We start from the raw sequence: 20,781 nt of genomic DNA, 5'->3' as shown, positions 1-20,781 counted from the left end.
GATGTGCGACGGCTGGCTTCAATTGACGCTCCACCCCCAACCCTCTAACCTTCGCGACTTGTTTCAGGTGCTCTGTGGCCCATGGTCGACAGAGTGAAACAGGGAAGCCGGTCAGGGCCTGTTCCAGCGATGGACACGGCAACGATTCCGGCGCTGCCCCCGCAACGGTAGATGAGTCAAGGCTGTGCCACATGCCACTGTGTCGATGACATGGGAAGGCGCGCAGCCCGGCAGTGATGCCCCTCATGAGCCCGGAGACCGGCCTGATCCATCCAACGGCATCACGGTGGGCGATGCCAGGCTAGCGCCGTCTCTTTTTTTTCCTGCCCGCCGTTCCCCAGCCCCAACGGAGAGCTGCCCCATGAGTGAATCCCCCGATCGTGACGAGCGCCATCTGGCGCGCATGTTGCGCAAGAAAGCCGTGATCGACGAGCGCATCGCCAACTCGCCCAACGAATGTGGTCTGTTGCTGGTGCTGACTGGCAATGGCAAGGGCAAGAGCAGTTCGGCCTTCGGCATGCTGGCGCGGTCCATGGGCCACGGTATGCAGTGCGGTGTGGTGCAGTTCATCAAGGGCCGTAACAGCACCGGGGAAGAGTTGTTCTTCCGGCGTTTTCCAGAGCAGGTGCGGTTTCACGTGATGGGTGAGGGCTTCACCTGGGAGACCCAGGATCGCCAGCGCGACATTGCTGCGGCCGAAGCGGCCTGGGCGGTATCCAGGGAGCTGTTGAGCGACCCGGAGATTGGTCTTGTCGTACTCGACGAGTTGAACATCGCGCTCAAGCACGGCTACCTGGATCTGGACCAGGTGCTCAGTGATCTGCAGGCTCGGCCACCCATGCAGCATGTGGTGGTGACCGGCCGCGGCGCCAAGCCGGAGATGATCGAGCTGGCAGATACCGTCACTGAAATGGGCATGGTCAAGCATGCGTTCCAGGCCGGTATCAAGGCGCAGAAAGGTGTTGAGCTGTGAGTGTGAATTCATGACCGATGTTCGTCATTGCCCGGCGGTATTGATCGCCGCACCGGCTTCCGGCCAGGGCAAGACCACCGTGACCGCGGCACTGGCCCGCCTGCACCGCAACCAGGGGCGCAAGGTGCGGGTATTCAAGTGCGGTCCGGATTTTCTCGACCCAATGATTCTTGAGCGAGCCAGCGGTGCTCCGGTGTACCAGCTGGACATGTGGATGGTCGGGGAGCAGGAAAGCCGTCGCTTGTTGTGGGAGGCTGCGGGCGAAGCAGACCTGATCCTGATCGAAGGGGTCATGGGGCTGTTCGATGGCACGCCCTCCAGTGCCGATTTGGCGCGGCATTTCGGCGTCCCGGTGTTGGGGGTGATCGATGGCACCGCCATGGCCCAGACCTTTGGTGCGCTGGCCCTGGGACTGGCCCGCTATCAGCCGGACCTGCCGTTCGCCGGGGTGCTGGCCAATCGGGTAGGCACCTTGCGCCACGCGCAGTTGCTCGAAGGAAGCCTCACCGAGGGATTGCGCTGGTACGGTGCCTTGTCCCGAGAGACTGACATCGAACTGCCCAGTCGCCACCTGGGGCTGGTACAGGCCAGCGAGCTGAATGATCTGGACCTGCGCCTTGATGCTGCCGCTGAAGCCCTGGCCAGCAGTTGCCAAGTGGCACTGCCGCCGGCAGTGAGCTTTGCCGCACCAACGCCGGTACCCTGCGAGCCTTTGCTTGCCGGTGTGCGAATCGCCGTGGCGCGGGATGAGGCGTTTGCCTTTACCTACGGTGCCAGCCTGGATCTGTTGCGGGCCATGGGCGCGCAGTTGAGCTTCTTCTCGCCGATTCATGACACTGAGCTGCCGGAGGCGGACAGTCTGTATCTGCCCGGTGGATACCCTGAATTGCACCACCAGGCGCTGGCGCAAAACACCGCGATGCTGGGTGCCATTCGTGCCCATCATGGTGCGGGCAAGCCGTTGCTCGCGGAGTGTGGCGGTATGTTGTACTTGCTGGACTCCCTGACCGACGTCGAAGGGCAGCGTGCCAATCTCTTGGGGCTGCTGCCCGGTGATGCCGTGATGCAAAAGCGCCTCGCGGCCCTGGCCTTGCAAGCGGTGGAGTTACCGGAAGGCAGCTTGCGTGGTCACACCTATCATCATTCCCTGACCAGCACGCAACTCGAGCCGATTGCCCGCGGCATCAGCCCCAATGGTGGCCGTGGTGCGGAAGCGGTGTATCGCGATGGGCGGATGACGGCCTCCTATGTGCACTTTTACTTTCCGTCCAACCCGGAGGCGGTGGCGGCTTTGTTCGTGCCAGCTCGCGCTGGCAAGCCAACGCCTGTAGAGGATGCGGTAGGTGAGTGAGCAGGATTTTTCTACGGCGGAGCGTGAGGCGGTTTATCGCGCCATTGCCGAGCGCCGGGATATGCGTCACTTCGCCGGTGGCAGTGTCGCGCCCGAGCTGCTGCGGCGTTTGCTGGAGGCGGCGCATCAGGCACCCAGCGTGGGGTTGATGCAACCCTGGCGTTTTATCCGTATCAGCGATCGCCCGTTACGTGGACGAATCCAGCAGTTGGTGGAAGAGGAGCGGGTGCGCACTGCCGAGGCCTTGGGAGAGCGTTCCGACGAGTTCATGAAACTCAAGGTTGAAGGCATCAATGACTGTGCCGAGGTGCTGGTGGCGGCGTTGATGGATGGGCGTGAGCGACATGTCTTTGGTCGGCGCACTCTGCCGGAAATGGACCTGGCTTCGCTGTCCTGTGCCATTCAGAACCTCTGGCTGGCGGCGCGCAGCGAAGGCCTGGGCCTGGGCTGGGTTTCGCTGTTCGAGCCCCAGGCCCTGGCCGACCTGCTGGGATTGCCCGCCGGTGCCAAACCCTTGGCCGTGTTGTGCCTGGGCCCGGTTACCGAGTTCTATCCGGCGCCGATGCTGGCGCTGCAGGGTTGGGCGCAACCCCGGCCATTGAGTGAGTTGCTGTATGAGAATTACTGGGGAGTGAGTCAATGAGTGTGGCGTTGCTGAGTGTCGCCGGGGTGGCGCTGGATGCGCTGCTGGGCGAACCCAAGCGCAGGCATCCGCTGGTGGCCTTTGGCCGTATGGCGGATCGTATCGAGCAACGTTTCAACGCCGCCGGCCGAGGCTGGCGCAGTCATGGGGTCACCGCCTGGGTACTGGCGGTGCTGCCCTTGACCCTGCTGGCCACGGCCCTGTCCTGGCTGCCCTACATTGGTTGGGTGGTGGAGATCATTGCACTGTATTGCGCCCTGGGCCTGCGCAGCCTCGGCGAGCACGTCGCGCCGGTGGCTCAGGCTTTGCGCAGTGAAGACCTGGATGAAGCCCGGCGTCGGGTCGGTTTTCTGGTGAGCCGTCAGACCAGTGAACTGGATGCCACCGAAGTGGCGCGGGCAGCCACTGAATCGGTGCTGGAAAACGGCAGCGATGCCGTGTTTGCCGCCTTGTTCTGGTTTGCCGTGGCCGGTGCGCCGGGGGTGGTGCTCTATCGCCTGAGCAACACCCTGGATGCAATGTGGGGCTATCGCAACGAGCGTTTTGAGCGTTTCGGCTGGGCGGCGGCGCGAATCGACGACCTGCTCAACTATATTCCTGCGCGCCTGGTGGCCCTGACCTATGCCTTGCTGGGCAAGACCCGCCTGGCGCTCAAATGCTGGTGGCGCCAGGGTCCGACCTGGGACAGTCCCAATGCCGGTCCGGTGATGGCGGCTGGAGCGGGCGCCCTGGGGGTCGAGTTGGGCGGCGCAGCGATTTATCACGGTGAGTTGCACCAGCGTCCGCAACTGGGCGAAGGCGAGCCGGCGAGTGCCGACTCCATCGATCGCGGTTGGCAGTTGGTGCAGCGGGGTGTCTGGCTGTGGTTGTTGATTTTGTGCCTGGGGGCTGAATTCTATGCTTGAGCACGGCGGAAGGTTGCGCAAGGCGGCCCAGGAATACGGGATCGCCGAAGAGGCCTGGCTGGATCTGTCCAGCGGATTGGCGCCCTGGCCATTTCCCTTGCCGACCATTCCCCTGCGTGCCTGGGCACGTCTGCCGGAAACCGATGATGGTCTGGAACAGGCGGCCTGCGCCTACTACGGCGCGACTGAGGTGCTGCCGGTGGCCGGTTCCCAGGCGGCAATCCAATTGCTGCCGCGGCTGCGGCGGGCGGGCAAGGTCGGGGTCTTGTCACCCTGTTATGCCGAACACGCCGAGGCCTGGCGGCGCAGTGGCTACCGGGTGCGCGAGGTACTGGAGCAAGAAGTGGATTTCTTTCTCGACAGCCTCGATGTGCTGGTGGTGGTCAACCCCAACAACCCCACCGGTTTGAGCCTCACGCCCGAGCGCCTGCTGGATTGGCATGCCCGCTTGGCCCAGCGCGGTGGTTGGTTGGTGGTGGATGAAGCCTTCATGGATAACACCCCGCAACTGAGTCTGGCCCGGCATGCCCATCAGGTGGGGCTGATTGTCCTGCGTTCATTCGGCAAGTTCTTCGGGCTGGCTGGCGTACGCCTGGGCTTTGTCCTGGCCGAGCGCCGGTTGCTCAGGCTGTTGGCGGAGCAGGTTGGCCCTTGGGCGGTCAGCGGGCCGACCCGGGGGCTGGGGCAGGCTTGCCTGCGGGATGTCGAGGGGCATGCCCGGCAACGTCTGCGCAGTGAAGAGGCTAGCGAGCGCTTGAGTGAAGTTCTTGCGCGCTACGGCTTCAAGCCTCAGGGCGGCTGTGCGCTGTTCCAGTGGCTGATCACCGCCGAGGCCGAGCGGCTTTATCAATTCATGGCGCGGCGCGGCATTCTCCTTCGGCTGTTCGCCCACAACAGCAGTCTGCGCTTCGGCCTGCCCGCCGACGATGCCGATTGGGCGCGCCTGGAACAGGCGCTGCAGGCTTATCGCAAGGACTATCCATGAGCACGCTGATGGTACAGGGCACCACCTCGGATGCCGGCAAGAGCACGCTGGTGACCGCGCTGTGTCGCTGGTTGCTGCGCCGGGGCGTCAGCGTGGTGCCGTTCAAGCCGCAGAACATGGCGCTCAACAGTGCGGTGACCGCCGACGGTGGCGAGATCGGACGGGCTCAGGCGGTCCAGGCCCAGGCTGCCAACCTGGCACCCCACACCGATATGAACCCGGTGCTGCTCAAGCCCAACAGCGACACCGGCTCCCAGGTGATCATTCACGGACGGGCCGTCACCACCATGAATGCCGTGGCCTATCACGACTACAAGGCCATCGCCATGCAGGCGGTTCTGGCTTCTCATGAGCGTCTGCGAGGCGCTTATGACGTGGTGATGGTGGAAGGGGCCGGCTCTCCGGCAGAGATCAATCTACGGGCTGGCGACATTGCCAACATGGGGTTTGCCGAAGCGGTGGACTGTCCGGTGCTGCTGATTGCCGATATCAATCGTGGCGGGGTGTTCGCCCATCTGGTGGGGACTCTGGAGCTGCTTTCGCCCAGCGAGCAGGCGAGGGTCAAGGGCTTCATCATCAATCGTTTTCGTGGTGACCTGGCGCTTTTGCAGCCGGGCCTGGATTGGCTGGAGGCCCGTACCGGCAAGCCGGTGATTGGTGTGCTGCCCTATGTCATGGACCTGCACCTGGAGGCGGAGGACGGCATCGACCAGCGCCAGGCCGGCAAGGTCGAGCAAGTGCTGAAGGTGGTGGTGCCGGTGCTGCCGCGCATCAGCAATCACACGGATTTCGATCCGTTGCGCCTGCATCCTCAGGTGGACTTGCAGTTCATCGGCCCCGGGCAGGTGATTCCCGCCGCCGATCTGATCATTCTTCCCGGCTCGAAAAGCGTACGCGGCGATCTAGCCTATCTGCGAGCCAACGGCTGGGATCGGGCCATCGACCGGCATCTGCGTTATGGCGGCAAGCTGCTGGGGATCTGTGGTGGTCTGCAGATGCTCGGCAAGCAGTTGCACGACCCACTGGGTCTGGAGGGCGCGGCGGGCTCCAGCCCGGGCCTGGGCTTGCTGGATTTTGAGACCGTGCTCGAAGCAGAGAAACAGCTGCGTAACGTCAGCGGCAACCTGACCCTGGAGAATGCGCCGGTCAGTGGCTATGAAATTCACGCTGGGGTCACTCGCGGCCCGGCCCTGGAGCAGCCTGCGGTGCAGTTGGAGGACGGTCGCTGCGATGGCGCTTGCAGCGTCGATGGGCTGATCCTCGGCACCTATCTGCATGGTCTGTTCGAGACTCCGGCAGCCTGTGGTGCGCTGTTGCGCTGGGCGGGACTGCAGGATGTGCAGGAGGTGGATTACCACGCCTTGCGCGAACGCGATATCGAGCGTCTGGCGGATCTGGTGGAGCGTCATCTGGATACCGCCGCGCTGCTCAAGCTCTGTGGCCTGTAAGCCGCGGTGGACTTACTTTTCAAAGGTGCTCAAGCATGCTGCAACTGATTCTCGGCGGTGCCCGCTCCGGCAAGAGTCGCCTGGCGGAAAAACTGGCCACCGACAGCGCCCTTGAGGTGATCTACATCGCCACCAGCCAGCCTCTGGATGGCGAGATGAATCAACGTATTGCCCATCATCGTCAGCGTCGCCCGTCCCATTGGGGGTTGATCGAAGAACCGCTGGAGCTGGCCCGGGTGCTGCAGCAGGCCGCTGGCACCGGGCGTTGTCTGCTGGTGGATTGCCTGACCCTGTGGTTGACCAATCTGTTGATGCTCGAGGACGAGCAGCGCCTGGTGTTTGAGCGCGAGGCCTTGTTGCAGTGTGTGGCGACGCTGCCGGGGGAGATCATCTTTGTCAGCAACGAAACTGGAATGGGTGTCGTGCCCCTGGGCGAATTGACTCGCCGCTACGTGGATGAAGCCGGTTGGCTGCATCAAGCCCTGGCCGAACGTTGTCAGCGTGTGGTGCTGACGGTGGCCGGCCTGTCCCTGACTTTGAAAGGAACTGCGTTATGAGTAACTCCTGGTGGCTGAACCCGTGCAAGGCGGTCGATGCCCGGATGGTCGAGCAAGCCCTGGCGCGTCAACAGCAATTGACCAAGCCGGCCGGGTCCCTTGGCCAACTGGAGCCCTTGGCGGTACGTCTGGCCGGTTTGCAAGGTCAGCTCAAGCCAGGCCTTGAGCGGTTATGGATTTCGATTTTCGCCGGGGATCACGGGGTGGTTGCCGAGGGCGTATCCGCCTACCCACAGGAAGTGACTGGGCAGATGCTGCTGAACTTTGTCAGCGGCGGCGCGGCTATCAGCGTGCTGGCACGGCAACTGGGTGCGCAACTGGAGGTGGTGGACCTGGGCACAGTGGCCCCAGGATTGAGCCTGCCGGGGGTGCGCCACCTTAACCTGGGTGCCGGTACGCAGAACTTTGTCCAGGGGCCGGCCATGACCCCGGCTCAGGGGGAGCTGGCCCTGCAAGCAGGCCGCGACAGTGCGTTGCGCGCCCGAGCCGAGGGTGCCCAACTGTTTATCGGCGGTGAGATGGGCATTGGCAACACCACTGCCGCCAGTGCCATTGCCTGTGCCTTGCTGGACATTCCGGTGGCGCAGTTGGCCGGACCGGGCACCGGCTTGAATGCCGAAGGGGTCAACCACAAGGCCGAGGTCATCGAGCGGGCCTTGGCCCTGCATGCGCGGTCCCGCGACGATGCCTTGCAGACGCTGTTCAATCTCGGTGGTTTTGAAGTGGCTGCGTTGGTGGGGGCCTATCTGGCCTGCGCTCAGGAAGGAGTCGCAGTACTGGTTGATGGGTTTATCTGCAGTGTCGCGGCCCTGGTGGCGGTGCGCCTGAATCCGGCGTGCCGTCCATGGCTGCTGTTTGCGCATCAAGGGGCCGAGCCGGGGCACCGGCATGTGCTGGGCGCTCTGCAAGCCGACCCGTTGCTGGATCTGGGCTTGCGTCTGGGGGAGGGCAGCGGTGCCGCGCTGGCGGTGCCATTGCTGCGCCTGGCCTGTGATCTGCACGGGCAGATGGCGACCTTCGCCGAGGCGGCCGTGGCGGACCGCCCGGCATGACCCTGTATCTGGACCTGTTGCGCCACGGTGAAACCGAACTGGGCGGTGGTTTGCGCGGCAGTCTGGACGACGCCCTGACAGAGCGGGGCTGGCAACAGATGCGTGACGGGGTTCAGGGGCACGGGAGTTGGGATCTGATCGTCAGTTCACCCTTGCAGCGGTGCTCGCGTTTTGCCGAGCAACTGGCTGCGCAGTTGCAGTTGCCCCTGCTGCTGCAGCCTGATGTGCAGGAGTTGCATTTTGGGGCCTGGGAGGGGCAGAGCGCAGCGGCGCTGATGGAAACCAATGCCGATGACCTGGGCCGATTCTGGGCCGATCCCTATAGCTTTACTCCGCCCCAGGGAGAGCCCGTGGCGGACTTTTCCCAGCGGGTGCTGGGGGCGATCGAGGGCTTGTACCGGGACTGTGCCGGGCAGCGGGTGCTGTTGATCAGTCATGGTGGGGTGATGCGCCTGTTGCTGGCCCGGGCGCGGGGGCTGCCCCGGGAGCAGTTGCTGAATGTGGAAGTCAGCCACGGTGCGTTGTTCAGCTTGAAAGTCGCCTCTACGGGGCAATTGAGCGAGGAGGGCTGAGATGCTGCCATTCTGGATTGCCCTGCAGTTTCTCAGCAGCCTGCCCATTCGCCTGCCGGGCATGCCTCAGCCTGAAGAGCTGGGGCGCTCATTGCTGTTCTATCCGCTGGTGGGGCTGTTGTTCGGTGTGCTGTTGTGGTTGCTGGACGCCGTGCTCGCTGGCACCCCCTTGCTGCTACACGCGGCGTTGCTGCTGAGCGCCTGGGTATTGCTCAGCGGGGGATTGCACCTGGATGGATTGGCAGACAGTGCCGATGCCTGGCTGGGGGGCTTCGGTGATCGAGAGCGCACCTTGAGCATCATGAAAGACCCCCGGAGCGGGCCCATCGCTGTGGTGACGTTGGTGCTGGTGCTGTTGCTCAAGTTCGTTGCACTGGTGGCGCTGATCGAACAGCAGCAGGGCGTTGCCTTGTTGCTGGCACCTCTGATTGGGCGCGCCTCATTGCTGGGGTTGTTCCTTTGCACGCCATATGTGCGTGCGGGAGGCCTGGGTCAGGCGCTGGCCGATCATCTGCCTCCACTGGCAGGGCGACAGGTACTGGGCTTGAGTGTCCTGGTCTGTTTGCTGCTGGGGGGCTACAGCGGACTTTGGGTGGTGCTGCTGGCGGTGTTGCTGTTCTTCTGGTTGCGCCAGTTGATGATCCGGCGCCTGGGTGGCACTACCGGCGATACGGCGGGGGCTCTGCTGGAGTTGCTGGAGACGGCGGTATTGCTGGTGATGGTGCTTCTTTGAGCAAGCTCTGCAGTAGCTGCTTTTTCTGAAATTTCTTGCCTTGGATTAATAGCGGGTATATACACGCATCATGCTTCCCTCTCAATGTTTGTGCACCAATCTGCGTCGTGCCGCTCGTGGCGTCAGCAGGTATTACGACGGCGCCCTAGACGGCTTCGGGATTAACGTTGCCCAGTACTCTTTGCTGAACAATCTGCTGCGTCTCGATCAGCCGAGCATTTCCAGCCTGGCGGAGGCCATGGGCCTGGACCGCAGTACGCTGGGGCGTAATGTGCGAGTCCTGGAGGCTGCGGGCCTGGTCCGGTTGATGGAAGGTGACGACCAGCGCAATCGTCTGGTGCAACTGACCGAGGCGGGGCATGAGCGCTTGGTGGCAGCTTTGCCGGCCTGGGAAGCAGCCCAGCAGCGGCTGATCGATCGGCTTGGGGTGGAGAAGCGTGAAACCTTGTTGGCCTTGCTGAACGAACTCGCCTGAAGGCGTTTCGTTCGACTACAAGCGGGTATATACCCGCAACTGGAGAATAAAAATGTCATCGATGTGGCGCACCTGCGGCTGGGTACTTCTCGGCAGCGCATTGATCCTGGCGCTGTCGCTGGGGGTTAGGCATGGTTTCGGCCTGTTTCTGCCACCCATGAGCGCGCAGTTCGGCTGGGGCCGTGAAGTCTTCGCCTTTGCCATTGCCTTGCAGAACCTGATCTGGGGCCTGGCACAGCCGTTTACCGGGGCCCTGGCCGACCGTTTTGGTGCGGCCAAGGTGGTGCTGGTCGGTGGCGTACTGTACGCGGTCGGGCTGGTGTTCATGGGGCTTTCGGATTCGGCGCTGAGCCTGTCCCTGAGTGCCGGGTTGCTGATTGGCATCGGTTTGTCCGGAACTTCCTTCTCGGTGATTCTCGGGGTGGTCGGTCGTGCCTTGCCGCCGGAAAAGCGCAGCATGGGCATGGGGATCGCCAGTGCCGCAGGTTCCTTCGGCCAATTCGCCATGCTCCCGGGAACCTTGGGGCTGATCGGCTGGCTGGGCTGGTCGACGGCATTGCTGGTGCTGGGCCTGCTGGTGGCGCTGATCGTGCCGCTGGTCAGCATGCTCAAGGACAAGCCGCTGCCGGTGCTGGGGCATGAACAGAGCCTGGGCGAGGCCCTGCGTGAAGCCTGTTCTCACTCGGGGTTCTGGTTGCTGGCGTTCGGCTTCTTTGTCTGTGGTTTCCAGGTGGTGTTCATCGGCGTGCATCTGCCGGCCTATCTGGTGGATCAGCATCTACCGGCGACAGTCGGAACCACGGTGCTGGCGCTGATCGGCTTATTCAACATCTTTGGCACTTACACAGCGGGCTGGTTGGGCGGGCGGATGTCCAAGCCACGGCTGTTGACCGGTCTGTACCTGTTGCGTGCGGTGGTGATCGGCCTGTTCCTGTGGCTGCCGGTGACCCAGGCCAGTGCCTACCTGTTCGGCATGGCCATGGGCTTTCTCTGGCTGTCCACCGTGCCCTTGACCAACGGCACGGTCGCGACCTTGTTCGGGGTCAGGAACCTGTCCATGCTTGGCGGCATCGTGTTTCTGTTCCATCAGTTGGGCTCGTTCCTTGGCGGTTGGCTGGGGGGCGTGGTGTATGACCGTACCGGGAGTTATGACTTGATCTGGCAGGTAGCGATTCTTCTCAGTCTGTTGGCCGCGGCTCTCAATTGGCCGGTGCGCGAGCGGCCGGTGGCGCGCTTGCAGGCGAGTGCAGCGTGAAGTCATGGCTGGGTTGGAGTGTCGGCCTGGGCGTCGGCATTGTGCTGTTGTGGCTGGCCTGGTGGGGATGGCATCGCGGCGGGCTGGCGCTGATGCAGTTGGGCATGGGTGCTTGCTAGGTGGCCAGAGGGGCGAGTAACGTCGATATCCGACGACTATTGAAGGACGCTGAACATGGCTAAGCGCTGGTTTGTGGTTCCGGCATTACTCACATTGTTTGCAGGTTCGGTCTGGGCCGCGGATTGTCCGGCGTTACTGCAGGGGTCTGTACCCAAGTTGCACGCCAAGGAATCCATCGATCTGTGCAAGCGCTTTGCCGGCAAGCCGCTGGTGGTGGTCAATACCGCGAGCTTCTGTGGGTTTGCTCCGCAATTCAAAGGCCTTGAGGCGCTGTATCAGCGTTACAAGGAACAGGGGTTGGAAGTGGTGGGTGTTCCGTCCAATGACTTCAAGCAGGAGTCCAAGGATGGCGCTGAGACTGCCAAGGTCTGTTACGTCAACTACGGCGTGACGTTCACCATGACCGAGCCGCAAAAGGTTCGAGGGGCCGATGCGGTGCATCTGTTCAAGGTCCTGGCGCAGCAGAGCAATGCGCCGAAGTGGAATTTCTACAAGTACGTGGTGGATCGCCAGGGCAATGTGATTGCCAGCTTTTCCAGCCTGACCAAGCCGGATAACCCGGAGTTCATTGAGGCGGTAGAGAAGGCGTTGGCGTCCAAATCCTGAGTTTTGCGGATCAGCACATGAAAAAGCCCCGCCTCTTGAGAGGCGGGGCTTTTTCTTTCGGCTCTAGAGGCACAGGCCTCTTAACGATTTAGAAGCGGTAGGTTGCACCTACGCCGAAACCGTTCGCGCTGTTGTCGTACTGGGCGTTGTAAGTCTGGCCAAGGGCATTGCTGCGGTTGACGTTGACTTTCTCTTCCTTGAGGTAGGAGTAGGCAACGTCGATGGTCAGGTCTTCGGTTGGGCTCCAGCCGGCACCCAGGCTGAAGATGGTCCGGTCGCCGGTAGGGATGCGTGGTGAACGGTCAGTGTTGTTGGTTGGCGCCTGGTCAAAGGTCAGGCCGGTACGCAAGACCCACTGTTTGTTCAACTGGTAGGACGTACCGATGGCGTAAGCCCAGGTGTCATGCCAGTTCTGCTCTTCCTTGATGCTGCCCAGTTTCAGCGTCGGGGCCAGTGCGCCACCTGTTGCAGCAGTGACACCCTCGTTGTTGACGGTGATGTCTTTCAGGCGGCTCCAGCGGGTCCAGGTGGTACCGGCATAGAGTTTCCAGGCATCGTTCAGTTCCTGAGTGACCGAGAGGTCGTAGGACTCTGGAGTGTCGATTTTCAGGGAGGCGTCGTAGCGGTTGCTTTTCAGGAAGCCTGGGTTGGTGCCGGCACCGGCGGTGACATCAGTGTGACCTTCCAGTTTGTATTTCACTTTCGAGTGGTAGGTCAGGCCCACGCGGGTGGTGTCGGTAGCCTGGACCAGCACGCCGATGTTGTAGCCATAACCAACGTCGTCACCCTTGATTTTGACTTTGCCGTCATTGGGCGATAAAGGGGTAGTCAAGGCTGATTCCAATACACCGGAAATACGGTTGATGGTCGGGCCAAAACCGATCGAAACCTTATCGTTGAAGGCGTAGCTTACGGTTGGCTGGAACGTTACGACCTTGACTTCGCTTTTGCTGCCGAAGTTACGTCCCTGGAAGCTGCTTTCATAGTCGGTGACCAAACCAAATGGAGCATAGACCCCCAGGCCGAACGCCCATTGGTCATCGATTGGTTTGACGTAGAAGCCCATAGGCACAGCAGTTAAGGGCACCATATCGCCCTTGTTGGTGCCCTGGCGGCTGCCACTGGTGTTCCTGAGGTCAGTGGACGCATCGATAGCCGCCATACCGCCAGTGACTTGCTGGCGTTTCAGGCGCGACATACCGGCAGGGTTACCAAATACAGTACTTGCATCATCGGCAGCGGAAGAGCGGCCAGCAAAGCCAGTACCCATGCCGCTGATGCTTTGTTCGTTAAGAGCAAAACCGCTGGCGAAGAGTTGGGTAGAGGCAAGTGCAACCGCGAGACTGATGGTGGATTTGAGCATGAATTTTTTCATTATTAGAACTCCTGGTGATCACCGAGGCGAAAACTACCAACATTTCGGCTACGGCGCTATAGGCTGTAACAGTTGATTTAGAGCGGTTTTGTAGGACAATCCGACCAAAATCGGGGTTTTTCTCCGATTTTGTAAAGGTCGGTGTCAGCAGGCGAGCTGGCTCAACGGTGAAACGCAGGTTTGCCAGGCGCAGGCGAAATCTCTCAAACGTCCTTGTGGTTGAAAGGTCTTTCTCCAGATACGGGCCATGCCGAGCAGATCGTCGGCTGCGGGGAGCGGGGTGTGTTGTTGTTCCACCAGCAACCAGGCGATGGCGGTGGCATAACGCAGATTGACGGTCAGTTCCAGGTGCGGTCCGGCGAGGAATGCATGTTGGCTGGCCAGTCCTCTCACCAGGCTGGCCCGTTCCGGGTCCAGCGCCAGGTAGTGATCCCAGAGGTCCTGGTGGCGCACTTCAGTGATGCGGTACAGGCCGTGGCCGCGGCGATCGTGCAGTGCCGAGCCCAGCGCTGACTGACTGGCGGCAATGCCCAGCAACAAGGCTTCAGCGGTTTTGCTATGACTGCCCAGGTACATCAGCGTCGGGCGAATGACATAGCGGCACAACTCGCTGGCGGCGATACCCATAATGCCCTCGAGGGGGGGGAGGTGGCCGGCGAAACCCGAAGGTGCTTGGCAGCAATGAAAGGATCAGGTTTGCCGGAAGCGGCGCGGGCCGCCTGACTTGAAGTGTAGTGTCATATCTATGTTGTAAAGGCCTGTTTTTAAAACATTTCCGAGCTCTTGTTATAAGCCTTATACCTATTGGTACTTTGGTTGGAGGAGTGGATTGGTAAATCACAGGCAATAAAAAGCCCCGCGATCAGGCGAGGCTCTTGGGTTTTCAGCACTCTGGCGTATCAGGCCACCAAGGCCTGGCGTGTACGCTCGATCACTGCCTGCAGCGGTTCGGCGCTGGAGTATTGATCGGGATACAGGCGTTCGCTGTGACGGGCGATGCCGTGTTCATTGACCAGGGTGAAGCTGAAGCAGCCTTTGCGAGTGGCCATGATCAGGCAGTTCAACGGCGCAAAAGCGTGGGTTAGGGTGCGAATGGCATCCTGAGTATGGATTTGAGTAGACATAATTATTAGGTGTTCCTACAAATGACACGGTTAAGAACCGTGCAACGTTAAAACGTTCCAGTAACGTCGACCACTATTGGTCAGACGAAGAACCCGACTGGAACAAAGCAGCCAGTTGCAGCGCTTTAATAAGGTTGCGCTAGGGGCTGGCAGGTAGGTACTTAGGAGGGCAGGCAACACAGCAAGGGCAAAGGTTCTGGGCCCAGGGTGGAGATCCTGATCAATTTGCAGGTTGGTTCGGTCAGAGTAAGTAACTTGGGCACTGCCTTTGATTTCGTTTCAAGGGCGGTGTCAGTTTGAGAATTACCTGGAAACCAGCGAGGTGGTCGGTCCTTGATGTTCGACGTTGTTCTCGTTAGGAGAGGTGTCGGCGGGACTTGTTCGACCAGAATTGACTTTCAGCTTGGTACTAACGGGGCGGAGTCTATCGGGTTGAAGGTAGGAATGCAAGTGTGCTAGGAAAAATGTTCCCTGGGCAACGACGTCACGGGGTGACGATTGTGTCACCTCCGACACGGCGGGGTGTACGAAAGTGGTGCATTGCCGACGTCAGTTTCCGCCCAGTTGTGCACACTTGTTGTGCCACATGTCACCGGGTTGTCACCTTCCCCAAGGCTTGCTCCATAGCCTGTCTCGAGAATTTAAGTCAATGATAAACATCGTCTTTTTTTACTGGTGAAAAAATCGTCAGTTTGACTGCAGAGCCCGTCTCATGGGGCTTTGAGAGGGTTGTAGAGGGGTTGTCCACTGACTTATCCACAGCTTCTGTGGATTGTCCCAAGCGCTTGCTCTAGGACGGGCGTGCTGGCTCTTTTTTGACTTTACCCGAGCGAAAAAAGGAGTAGAGTGGCGCGCCTTCCGATCTGCCCCACAGTGCTTTATGAAGTTTCGCTCAGTATCACCTTCTGTTACCGCCCTCCCTGACAGTGTTACCGAACCCAAGCGTTTCTCCTTGCGTGTGGCTCTGTGGTTGCTGGACAGCCCGCGCCTGGGACACAACCCTAACGTCAAGCACTTTGCCGGACGTTTACTCAAGCAGCCGGCCCGGGAAGGGGTGGTCGCGGCGCAAAGTCGCCTGGGTCAGTTGATGTGCCGCGAGTGTGGCAACGCCCGGGACCGCCGTATCGGTCACGACCTGTTGCGCCAGGCAGCCCGCGCCGGTGACCGTCGTGCTCAACTGGAGCTGGGCCGTATCGAAGACTGAGGCTGTCCAACGCCCGGTGGCTTGGTTAACCTTCGTTCCTTATTTCGCTGACAGGAATTGCTATGGCTATGGACTTGACCAGCCTGCTGCTCGGCCTGGCGGGAGCGGCGCTGCCGTTACTGGTGCTGGCCTGGCAACTGCAGCGTCGCGCCAGTTCCAGCCAGTCCGAGCTATCACTGCTGGAAGAACGTCTGGCTACGGCCCTATTGGCCCAGGAAGGACTCATGGCGCAGCTGGATGCCACTCGTGATGAAGTCAGCGACCTGAGTCAGGCCAATGCTCTGAAGCAGGCGGACCTGGCGGCTGTGCGTCGAGAGGTCGAGTTGCTGCAGATTGAGCGGGACAACGCCCGTGACGCTGCTCACGCCTGGAACCTGGAGCGTGCCGCCAAAGAGAACGAGTTGCGACGTCTGGATGCCCAGGCTGCCTCGTTACAGGCGGAACTACGAGAGCAGCAGGAAAGCCACCAGCAGCGCCTTACCGATCTGCAAGGGTCCAGGGACGAGCTTCGGGCCCAGTTCGCCGAGCTGGCGGGCAAGATCTTCGATGAGCGCGAACAGCGCTTCGCCGAGACCAGCCAGCAGCGGCTTGGGCAGTTGCTGGACCCGCTCAAGGAGCGCATCCAGTCGTTCGAAAAAAGGGTCGAAGAGAGTTATCAGGCCGAGGCCCGCGAGCGTTTTTCCCTGGCCAAGGAGCTGGAGCGTTTGCAGCAACTGAATCTGCGCTTGAGTGATGAAGCCACTAACCTGACCCGCGCCCTCAAGGGGCAGAAGACCCAGGGCAATTGGGGGGAGCTGATTCTTGAGCGGGTGCTGGAGCACGCAGGCCTGGAGAAGGGACGCGAATACCAGACCCAGGTCAGCCTCAAAGGGCCGGACGGTGAGCGCTTCCAGCCCGATGTTCTGATCATGCTGCCGGGTGACAAGCAGGTGGTGGTGGACTCCAAGGTCAGCCTCACGGCCTACCAGCAGTACGTCGGCAGCGACGATCCACAGATTGCCCAGGCGGCCCTGAAGCAACATGTGCTGTCCCTGCGCAATCACGTCAAAGGCTTGGCCGGCAAGGATTACAAACGTCTGGAAGGTTTGCACAGCCTCGACTTCGTACTGCTGTTCGTGCCCATCGAAGCCGCATTCTCGGCGGCCCTGCAAGCCGAGCCCAACCTGTTTCAGGAAGCGTTCGACCGGCATATCGTCATTGTCAGCCCAACCACCTTGCTCGCTACTTTGCGGGTAATCGACAGCCTGTGGAAGCAGGAGCGCCAGAGTCAGAATGCCCGTGAAATCGCCGAACGGGCGGGCTGGCTCTATGACAAGTTCGTGCTGTTTATCCAGGATCTGGATGAAGTCGGCAACCGCCTGCAGCAACTGGACAAGGCATATGCCGCCGCGCGCAACAAGCTCACCGAAGGTCGGGGCAATCTGGTCAGCCGCAGTGAGCAGCTCAAGTTGCTGGGGGCCCGGGCCAGCAAGAGTTTGCCGGCAGATTTGCTGGAGCGGGCCATGACCGATGCCGACGGGCGAGAGTTGGAGTTGCCGGAGTAGCCCGGCACTGGCTCAGCCCAGAGGCAGATGACGACTCAATAGGGCGCGCAAGGCTGCCGGTTTTACGGGCTTGGCCAGATAGTCCAACCCTGCCGCGTGCACCTGGGCGATCATCTCCGGACGCCCATCAGCACTGATCACCACGCCCGGCACCGGCTCCCCCAACTGAGTGCGTAGCCAGGCCATGACGTCGGTGCCGGTTTCGCCATCGTCCAGGTGGTAGTCCACCAGCGCCAATTGCGGGCGGATGCCTTCCTTGAGCAGCGCCGCGCACTCTTCGCGGTTCCGGGCAGTCCAGACTTGGCAACCCCAGCGTGTAAGCAGGCTGTTCATGCCGATCAGGATGCTGTCTTCATTGTCCACACAGAGCACCTGCCCGCCGTTGAGGGACTGCCCGTTGAGTTCCACCGCTTTGCCCGGCGCGACCACGCTACTGCGGGCCAAGGGAACGTTGACACTGAAAACGCTGCCCTTGCCGGGCCAGGAGCGTACCTGCAACGGATGGCCGAGGACCCGGCACAGGCCGTCGGCGATGGCCAGGCCCAGTCCCAGGCCTTTTTCGGCGCGGGTCTGGTGGCTGTCCAGGCGCTTGAACTCTTCGAAGATCACCTGCTGCTTGTCCCGGGGAATGCCCGGTCCCCGATCCCAGACTTCAAGGCTCAATGAGTCGCCCCGACGACGCACTCCCAGCAAGACCGGGCCCTTGGCATAGCGGAAGGCATTAGTCAGGAAATTCTGCAGCACCCGCCGCAGTAACTTGCTGTCACTGTCGACCCGCAGACGGCTACCGCGCACCCGGAATTGCAGGCCCTGCTCATGGGCCAGGGCCTTGAATTCCGCCCCCAGGGTGTCGAACAGCTCGTTGAGGGCAAAGGGTTTGCGATCGGGGGTGATCTTGCCGTTTTCCAGGCGCGAGATATCCAGCAGGTCGCTGATCAGGTCTTCGGCAGAGCGCAGTGAGCTGTCCAGGTGCTGCACCAGTTGCTGGGCTTCGACAGAGAGTCCGTCATTCTGGTGTGAAAGGGCGGCGGAGAACAGCCGTGCAGCGTTCAGGGGCTGCATCAGGTCGTGACTGACGGCCGCCAGGAAGCGCGTCTTGGATTGGTTGGCCGCTTCCGCCGTGCCCTTGGCTTCGGTCAGCGCAGCATTGAGTTGCGACAGTTCATGGGTGCGTTCCGCCACCCGTTGTTCCAGGCCCTCGTTGGCCTCGGTCAGGGCCTGCTCGGCCTCGCGGAACGGGGTGATGTCAGTGAAGCTCATGACGAAGCCGCCGCCGGGCATCGGGTTGCCGATCAGTTCGATGACTCGGCCGTTGGGGAACAGCCGCTCGGAAGTATGGGCTCGTCCCTGGCGCATCCAGTGCAGGCGTCGAGCGACGTGGACCTCCGCTTCGCCGGGGCCGCACAGGCCGCGCTCGGCGTTATGGCGAATGATGTCGGCAATCGGCCGGCCAACGCTGATCAGGCCTTCGGGGTAATTGAACAGCTCCAGATAACGACGGTTCCAGGCCACCAGTTTCAACGACTGGTCCACCACACTGATGCCCTGGGTGATGTTTTCGATTGCGCCTTGCAGCAGTGCGCGGTTGAACTGCAGCACTTCAGAGGCTTCGTCAGCGATGCGCACCACGTCTTCGAGTTGCATCTCCCGGCCTTCGATGGCGGCCTTGACCACGGCACGGGTCGAGGAGGCGCCAAGGACGCCGGCGAGCAGGCGTTCGGTATGGGCGATCCATTCGCCGTCGGCGTTCTGATTCGGGTTGAAGCCTTTGCCCTGACGATAGGCGAAGCGGATGAAGCTCTGGCGGGCGCGCTCTTCACCGACAAAGCGCGCGGCCAGTTTCAGCAGGTCGTCGATCTGCACTGCCAGCATCGAGCGTGAGCTGAGGCGACCGCTGATTTCCTGGCCGATGAAGCGTCCGGCCTGCCAGTGTTCGGAAACCCGGGTGCGCGACAGCACCGAGACCCAGGCGAACAGGGTGAAGTTACCGGCCAGTGACAGCACTACGCCCTGGGTCAGTGGCGTGATGGGCAGGTCCAGCGGGTTACCGTGCAGCCAGGCCAGGCCGGGGAAGCTGCTCAGGGACCAGCCCAGGCTGTGGGCAGCGATGGGCAGGACCAGGGTGTAAAACCAGATAAAGGTGCCGGCGGCGAGTCCGGCAAACACCCCTCGACGGTTGGCCTGTTTCCAGTACAACGCGCCAAGCATGGCCGGCGCCAGTTGAGTCACGGCGGCGAACGCAATCTGGCCGATGGTGGCCAGACTGGCGGTGGAGCCCAGCAGGCGATAGCTGACATAGGCCAGCAACAGGATGACCACGATGCTGACTCGGCGCACCGAAAGCATCCAGTGACGGAACACTTCGAAGGGGCGTTCGGCGTTTTTATGTCGCAGCAGCCAGGGCAGCAACATGTCGTTGGAGACCATGGTCGACAGTGCCACGCTGGCCACGATCACCATGCCGGTGGCGGCCGAGGCGCCACCGATGAACGCAAGCAAGGCCAGGGCGGGATGAGCCTGGGCCAAAGGCAGGCTGATAACGAAGGAGTCCGGCAATACGCTGCTGGGCAGGAGCATCTGTCCGGCCAGGGCGATGGGCACCACGAATAGTGCGGCCAGAGCCAGGTAAGCGGGGAACACCCATTTGGCCAGGCGCAGGTCCTGAGGCTCGATGTTTTCCACCACTGTGACGTGGAACTGTCGTGGCAGGCAGATGATCGCCATCATCGCCACCCCGGTTTGTACCACCATCGACGGCCAGTTGATGGTTTCCTTCCAGTACTGCTCCAGGCGGGGCGCGAGCATGGCCTGGTTGAACAGATCGTCGAAACCGTCATAGAGGCCAAACGTGACGAAGGCGCCGACGGCCAGGAAGGCAAACAGCTTGACCAGGGATTCGAAGGCAATCGCCAGCACCATGCCCCGGTGGTGCTCGGTGGCGTCGAGGTTGCGGGTGCCGAAGACAATGGTAAACAGCGCCAGGATCAGCGACACGATCAGTGCCGTGTCCTGGGCGCGGGTACCCATGGCGTCGGCTCCGGCGCCGATCAGCAGGTTCACTCCGAGCACGATGCCCTTGAGTTGCAGGGCGATGTAGGGCAGCACCCCCACCAGGCAGATCAGGGCTACGACCACCGCCAGGGACTGGGACTTGCCGTAGCGGGCGGCAATGAAGTCGGCAATGGAGGTGATGTTCTCCTGCTTGCTGATCATCACCATCTTCTGCAGCACCCAGGGGGCGAACACCAGCAGCAGGATGGGGCCCAGATAGATCGGCAGGAAAGCCCAGAGTTGTTCGGCCGCCTGGCCCACGGCGCCAAAGAAGGTCCAGCTGGTGCAATAGACAGCCAGCGACAGGCTGTACACCCAGGCCCGCACCCGCGGCGGAAGGGGCGCGCTGCGACGGTCGCCATAGAAGGCGATGGCAAACATGATGGCCATATAGGCCAGGGCAACGGCGGCAATCAGCCCGCTGGACAACGACATGGAAACTCCGAAGCAAAGACGCCGGGCACGTCAGCCCGGCCAGACAGTCTGGCACGATGTTGAGTTGGCGTCAGTGTCGACCAAGGTATCAGCGTGGCCTGATGTCGCAGGGCCGGACGGTCGTTCGGGCGGGCTAGGTTGGCAGGGCAAGCTCGATCATTTCATGGAGTTCCAGCATCACCACCGGCTCCACTTCGAACCTGATTGGCGGTGCCATGGTGGCAGTGCTGACCCTTAGTGGCGCGTTGATGTTCTTTTCCTTGCGCCAGCGTTTGGCCGACAAGGTCCTGCGCTCGGGAGGCTGAGCAGTTGCTTGATTGCGAGGCGCAGCGGTCGACGCTCATGGAAACCAAGGGCAATTCTGTCGGTTGGC

The 20,781-nt window shown here is 61.6% G+C and carries 21 protein-coding genes and 1 riboswitch; of the genes, 16 read left to right on the top strand and 5 right to left on the bottom strand.

Annotated features, from left to right (window positions below):
* Positions 1–48 precede the first annotated feature (48 nt).
* Positions 49–281: riboswitch (cobalamin riboswitch) on the top strand.
* A gap of 80 nt (positions 282–361) precedes the next feature.
* The 14 genes from cobO to DWF74_RS07325 all read left to right on the top strand — a co-directional run bounded on the left by cobO (position 362) and on the right by DWF74_RS07325 (position 11,675).
* On the top strand, positions 362–973 hold the full coding sequence (gene cobO, locus DWF74_RS07385) for a cob(I)yrinic acid a,c-diamide adenosyltransferase (protein WP_102860750.1): 612 nt from the start codon (positions 362–364) through the stop codon (positions 971–973).
* 10 nt (positions 974–983) lie between these two features.
* Positions 984–2,324 carry a cobyrinate a,c-diamide synthase gene (locus DWF74_RS07380; protein ID WP_115580686.1) on the top strand — a complete coding sequence of 447 codons (1,341 nt, stop codon included), beginning with the start codon at positions 984–986 and terminating at the stop codon, positions 2,322–2,324.
* Positions 2,317–2,967, top strand: coding sequence for a 5,6-dimethylbenzimidazole synthase (gene bluB / locus DWF74_RS07375; RefSeq protein ID WP_102860752.1), 651 nt, complete (start codon positions 2,317–2,319; stop codon positions 2,965–2,967). The genes DWF74_RS07380 and bluB overlap by 8 nt, the downstream gene beginning before the upstream one ends.
* Positions 2,964–3,872, top strand: coding sequence for an adenosylcobinamide-phosphate synthase CbiB (gene cbiB / locus DWF74_RS07370; protein WP_110594693.1), 909 nt, complete (start codon positions 2,964–2,966; stop codon positions 3,870–3,872). Before bluB ends, cbiB begins: the two co-directional genes overlap by 4 nt.
* Positions 3,865–4,857: a threonine-phosphate decarboxylase CobD gene (gene cobD, locus DWF74_RS07365; protein ID WP_115580685.1), complete on the top strand. Its 993-nt coding sequence runs from the start codon at positions 3,865–3,867 to the stop codon at positions 4,855–4,857. Before cbiB ends, cobD begins: the two co-directional genes overlap by 8 nt.
* A complete protein-coding gene (locus DWF74_RS07360) occupies positions 4,854–6,305 on the top strand; it encodes a cobyric acid synthase (RefSeq protein ID WP_115580684.1) in 1,452 nt (483 codons plus the stop codon). Before cobD ends, DWF74_RS07360 begins: the two co-directional genes overlap by 4 nt.
* A 35-nt stretch (positions 6,306–6,340) precedes the next feature.
* Complete coding sequence (cobU, locus tag DWF74_RS07355; protein ID WP_115580683.1) at positions 6,341–6,862, top strand: bifunctional adenosylcobinamide kinase/adenosylcobinamide-phosphate guanylyltransferase; 522 nt, start codon at positions 6,341–6,343, stop codon at positions 6,860–6,862.
* Positions 6,859–7,914 carry a nicotinate-nucleotide--dimethylbenzimidazole phosphoribosyltransferase gene (gene cobT, locus DWF74_RS07350; protein WP_102860757.1) on the top strand — a complete coding sequence of 352 codons (1,056 nt, stop codon included), beginning with the start codon at positions 6,859–6,861 and terminating at the stop codon, positions 7,912–7,914. Before cobU ends, cobT begins: the two co-directional genes overlap by 4 nt.
* Positions 7,911–8,486 carry an alpha-ribazole phosphatase family protein gene (gene cobC, locus DWF74_RS07345; protein ID WP_102860758.1) on the top strand — a complete coding sequence of 192 codons (576 nt, stop codon included), beginning with the start codon at positions 7,911–7,913 and terminating at the stop codon, positions 8,484–8,486. The genes cobT and cobC overlap by 4 nt, the downstream gene beginning before the upstream one ends.
* Position 8,487: 1 nt before the next feature.
* Entirely contained in the window at positions 8,488–9,219 is a 732-nt protein-coding gene (locus DWF74_RS07340; protein ID WP_102860759.1) for an adenosylcobinamide-GDP ribazoletransferase, read from the top strand.
* Positions 9,220–9,289: 70 nt separating this feature from the next.
* Positions 9,290–9,694, top strand: a complete 405-nt coding sequence (locus DWF74_RS07335) for a MarR family winged helix-turn-helix transcriptional regulator (RefSeq protein ID WP_102860760.1) — start codon at positions 9,290–9,292, stop codon at positions 9,692–9,694.
* Between the two features lie 52 nt (positions 9,695–9,746).
* Complete coding sequence (locus DWF74_RS07330) at positions 9,747–10,949, top strand: MFS transporter (RefSeq protein WP_102880541.1); 1,203 nt, start codon at positions 9,747–9,749, stop codon at positions 10,947–10,949.
* Complete coding sequence (locus DWF74_RS30775; RefSeq protein ID WP_258008952.1) at positions 10,946–11,068, top strand: hypothetical protein; 123 nt, start codon at positions 10,946–10,948, stop codon at positions 11,066–11,068. Before DWF74_RS07330 ends, DWF74_RS30775 begins: the two co-directional genes overlap by 4 nt.
* Before the next feature lie 55 nt (positions 11,069–11,123).
* Positions 11,124–11,675: a glutathione peroxidase gene (locus tag DWF74_RS07325; RefSeq protein ID WP_115580682.1), complete on the top strand. Its 552-nt coding sequence runs from the start codon at positions 11,124–11,126 to the stop codon at positions 11,673–11,675.
* Positions 11,676–11,763: 88 nt separating this feature from the next.
* Here DWF74_RS07325 and DWF74_RS07320 read toward each other — a convergent pair whose 3' ends face one another.
* The 3 genes from DWF74_RS07320 to DWF74_RS07310 form a co-directional block, all read right to left on the bottom strand.
* A complete protein-coding gene (locus DWF74_RS07320) occupies positions 11,764–13,050 on the bottom strand; it encodes an OmpP1/FadL family transporter (protein ID WP_115580681.1) in 1,287 nt (428 codons plus the stop codon).
* A gap of 144 nt (positions 13,051–13,194) precedes the next feature.
* Entirely contained in the window at positions 13,195–13,677 is a 483-nt protein-coding gene (locus tag DWF74_RS07315) for a hypothetical protein (protein WP_102860764.1), read from the bottom strand.
* Between the two features lie 272 nt (positions 13,678–13,949).
* A complete protein-coding gene (locus DWF74_RS07310) occupies positions 13,950–14,174 on the bottom strand; it encodes a hypothetical protein (RefSeq protein WP_102860765.1) in 225 nt (74 codons plus the stop codon).
* Between the two features lie 880 nt (positions 14,175–15,054).
* Here DWF74_RS07310 and DWF74_RS07305 point away from each other — a divergent pair.
* Positions 15,055–15,378, top strand: coding sequence for a sel1 repeat family protein (locus DWF74_RS07305; RefSeq protein ID WP_102880537.1), 324 nt, complete (start codon positions 15,055–15,057; stop codon positions 15,376–15,378).
* Between the two features lie 176 nt (positions 15,379–15,554).
* On the top strand, positions 15,555–16,922 hold the full coding sequence (gene rmuC / locus DWF74_RS07300) for a DNA recombination protein RmuC (RefSeq protein ID WP_162884153.1): 1,368 nt from the start codon (positions 15,555–15,557) through the stop codon (positions 16,920–16,922).
* A gap of 12 nt (positions 16,923–16,934) precedes the next feature.
* Here rmuC and DWF74_RS07295 read toward each other — a convergent pair whose 3' ends face one another.
* Both DWF74_RS07295 and DWF74_RS30395 read right to left on the bottom strand, forming a co-directional pair.
* Positions 16,935–20,408: a hybrid sensor histidine kinase/response regulator gene (locus DWF74_RS07295; protein ID WP_102860768.1), complete on the bottom strand. Its 3,474-nt coding sequence runs from the start codon at positions 20,406–20,408 to the stop codon at positions 16,935–16,937.
* A gap of 133 nt (positions 20,409–20,541) precedes the next feature.
* Positions 20,542–20,691, bottom strand: coding sequence for a hypothetical protein (locus tag DWF74_RS30395; protein WP_162884080.1), 150 nt, complete (start codon positions 20,689–20,691; stop codon positions 20,542–20,544).
* Positions 20,692–20,781 lie beyond the last annotated feature (90 nt).

The organism is Pseudomonas protegens (assembly GCF_003363755.1).
GTDB lineage: Bacteria > Pseudomonadota > Gammaproteobacteria > Pseudomonadales > Pseudomonadaceae > Aquipseudomonas > Aquipseudomonas danubii.
Note: the sequence above shows the minus strand (reverse complement) of the source record. Positions and strands in the feature narration are given on the sequence as shown.

Coding starts and splice junctions, on each gene's coding strand:
- cobU (WP_115580683.1), top strand. CDS start 6,341: ATGCTGCAACTGATTCTCGGCGGTGCCCGCTCCGGCAAGAGTCGCCTG.
- DWF74_RS07360 (WP_115580684.1), top strand. CDS start 4,854: ATGAGCACGCTGATGGTACAGGGCACCACCTCGGATGCCGGCAAGAGC.
- cobT (WP_102860757.1), top strand. CDS start 6,859: ATGAGTAACTCCTGGTGGCTGAACCCGTGCAAGGCGGTCGATGCCCGG.
- cobC (WP_102860758.1), top strand. CDS start 7,911: ATGACCCTGTATCTGGACCTGTTGCGCCACGGTGAAACCGAACTGGGC.
- DWF74_RS07305 (WP_102880537.1), top strand. CDS start 15,055: ATGAAGTTTCGCTCAGTATCACCTTCTGTTACCGCCCTCCCTGACAGT.
- DWF74_RS07310 (WP_102860765.1), bottom strand. CDS start 14,174: ATGTCTACTCAAATCCATACTCAGGATGCCATTCGCACCCTAACCCAC.
- cbiB (WP_110594693.1), top strand. CDS start 2,964: ATGAGTGTGGCGTTGCTGAGTGTCGCCGGGGTGGCGCTGGATGCGCTG.
- DWF74_RS07315 (WP_102860764.1), bottom strand. CDS start 13,677: ATGGGTATCGCCGCCAGCGAGTTGTGCCGCTATGTCATTCGCCCGACG.
- DWF74_RS07340 (WP_102860759.1), top strand. CDS start 8,488: ATGCTGCCATTCTGGATTGCCCTGCAGTTTCTCAGCAGCCTGCCCATT.
- DWF74_RS07295 (WP_102860768.1), bottom strand. CDS start 20,408: ATGTCGTTGTCCAGCGGGCTGATTGCCGCCGTTGCCCTGGCCTATATG.
- DWF74_RS07325 (WP_115580682.1), top strand. CDS start 11,124: ATGGCTAAGCGCTGGTTTGTGGTTCCGGCATTACTCACATTGTTTGCA.
- cobO (WP_102860750.1), top strand. CDS start 362: ATGAGTGAATCCCCCGATCGTGACGAGCGCCATCTGGCGCGCATGTTG.
- DWF74_RS07335 (WP_102860760.1), top strand. CDS start 9,290: ATGCTTCCCTCTCAATGTTTGTGCACCAATCTGCGTCGTGCCGCTCGT.
- DWF74_RS07330 (WP_102880541.1), top strand. CDS start 9,747: ATGTCATCGATGTGGCGCACCTGCGGCTGGGTACTTCTCGGCAGCGCA.
- DWF74_RS07380 (WP_115580686.1), top strand. CDS start 984: ATGACCGATGTTCGTCATTGCCCGGCGGTATTGATCGCCGCACCGGCT.
- cobD (WP_115580685.1), top strand. CDS start 3,865: ATGCTTGAGCACGGCGGAAGGTTGCGCAAGGCGGCCCAGGAATACGGG.
- DWF74_RS07320 (WP_115580681.1), bottom strand. CDS start 13,050: ATGAAAAAATTCATGCTCAAATCCACCATCAGTCTCGCGGTTGCACTT.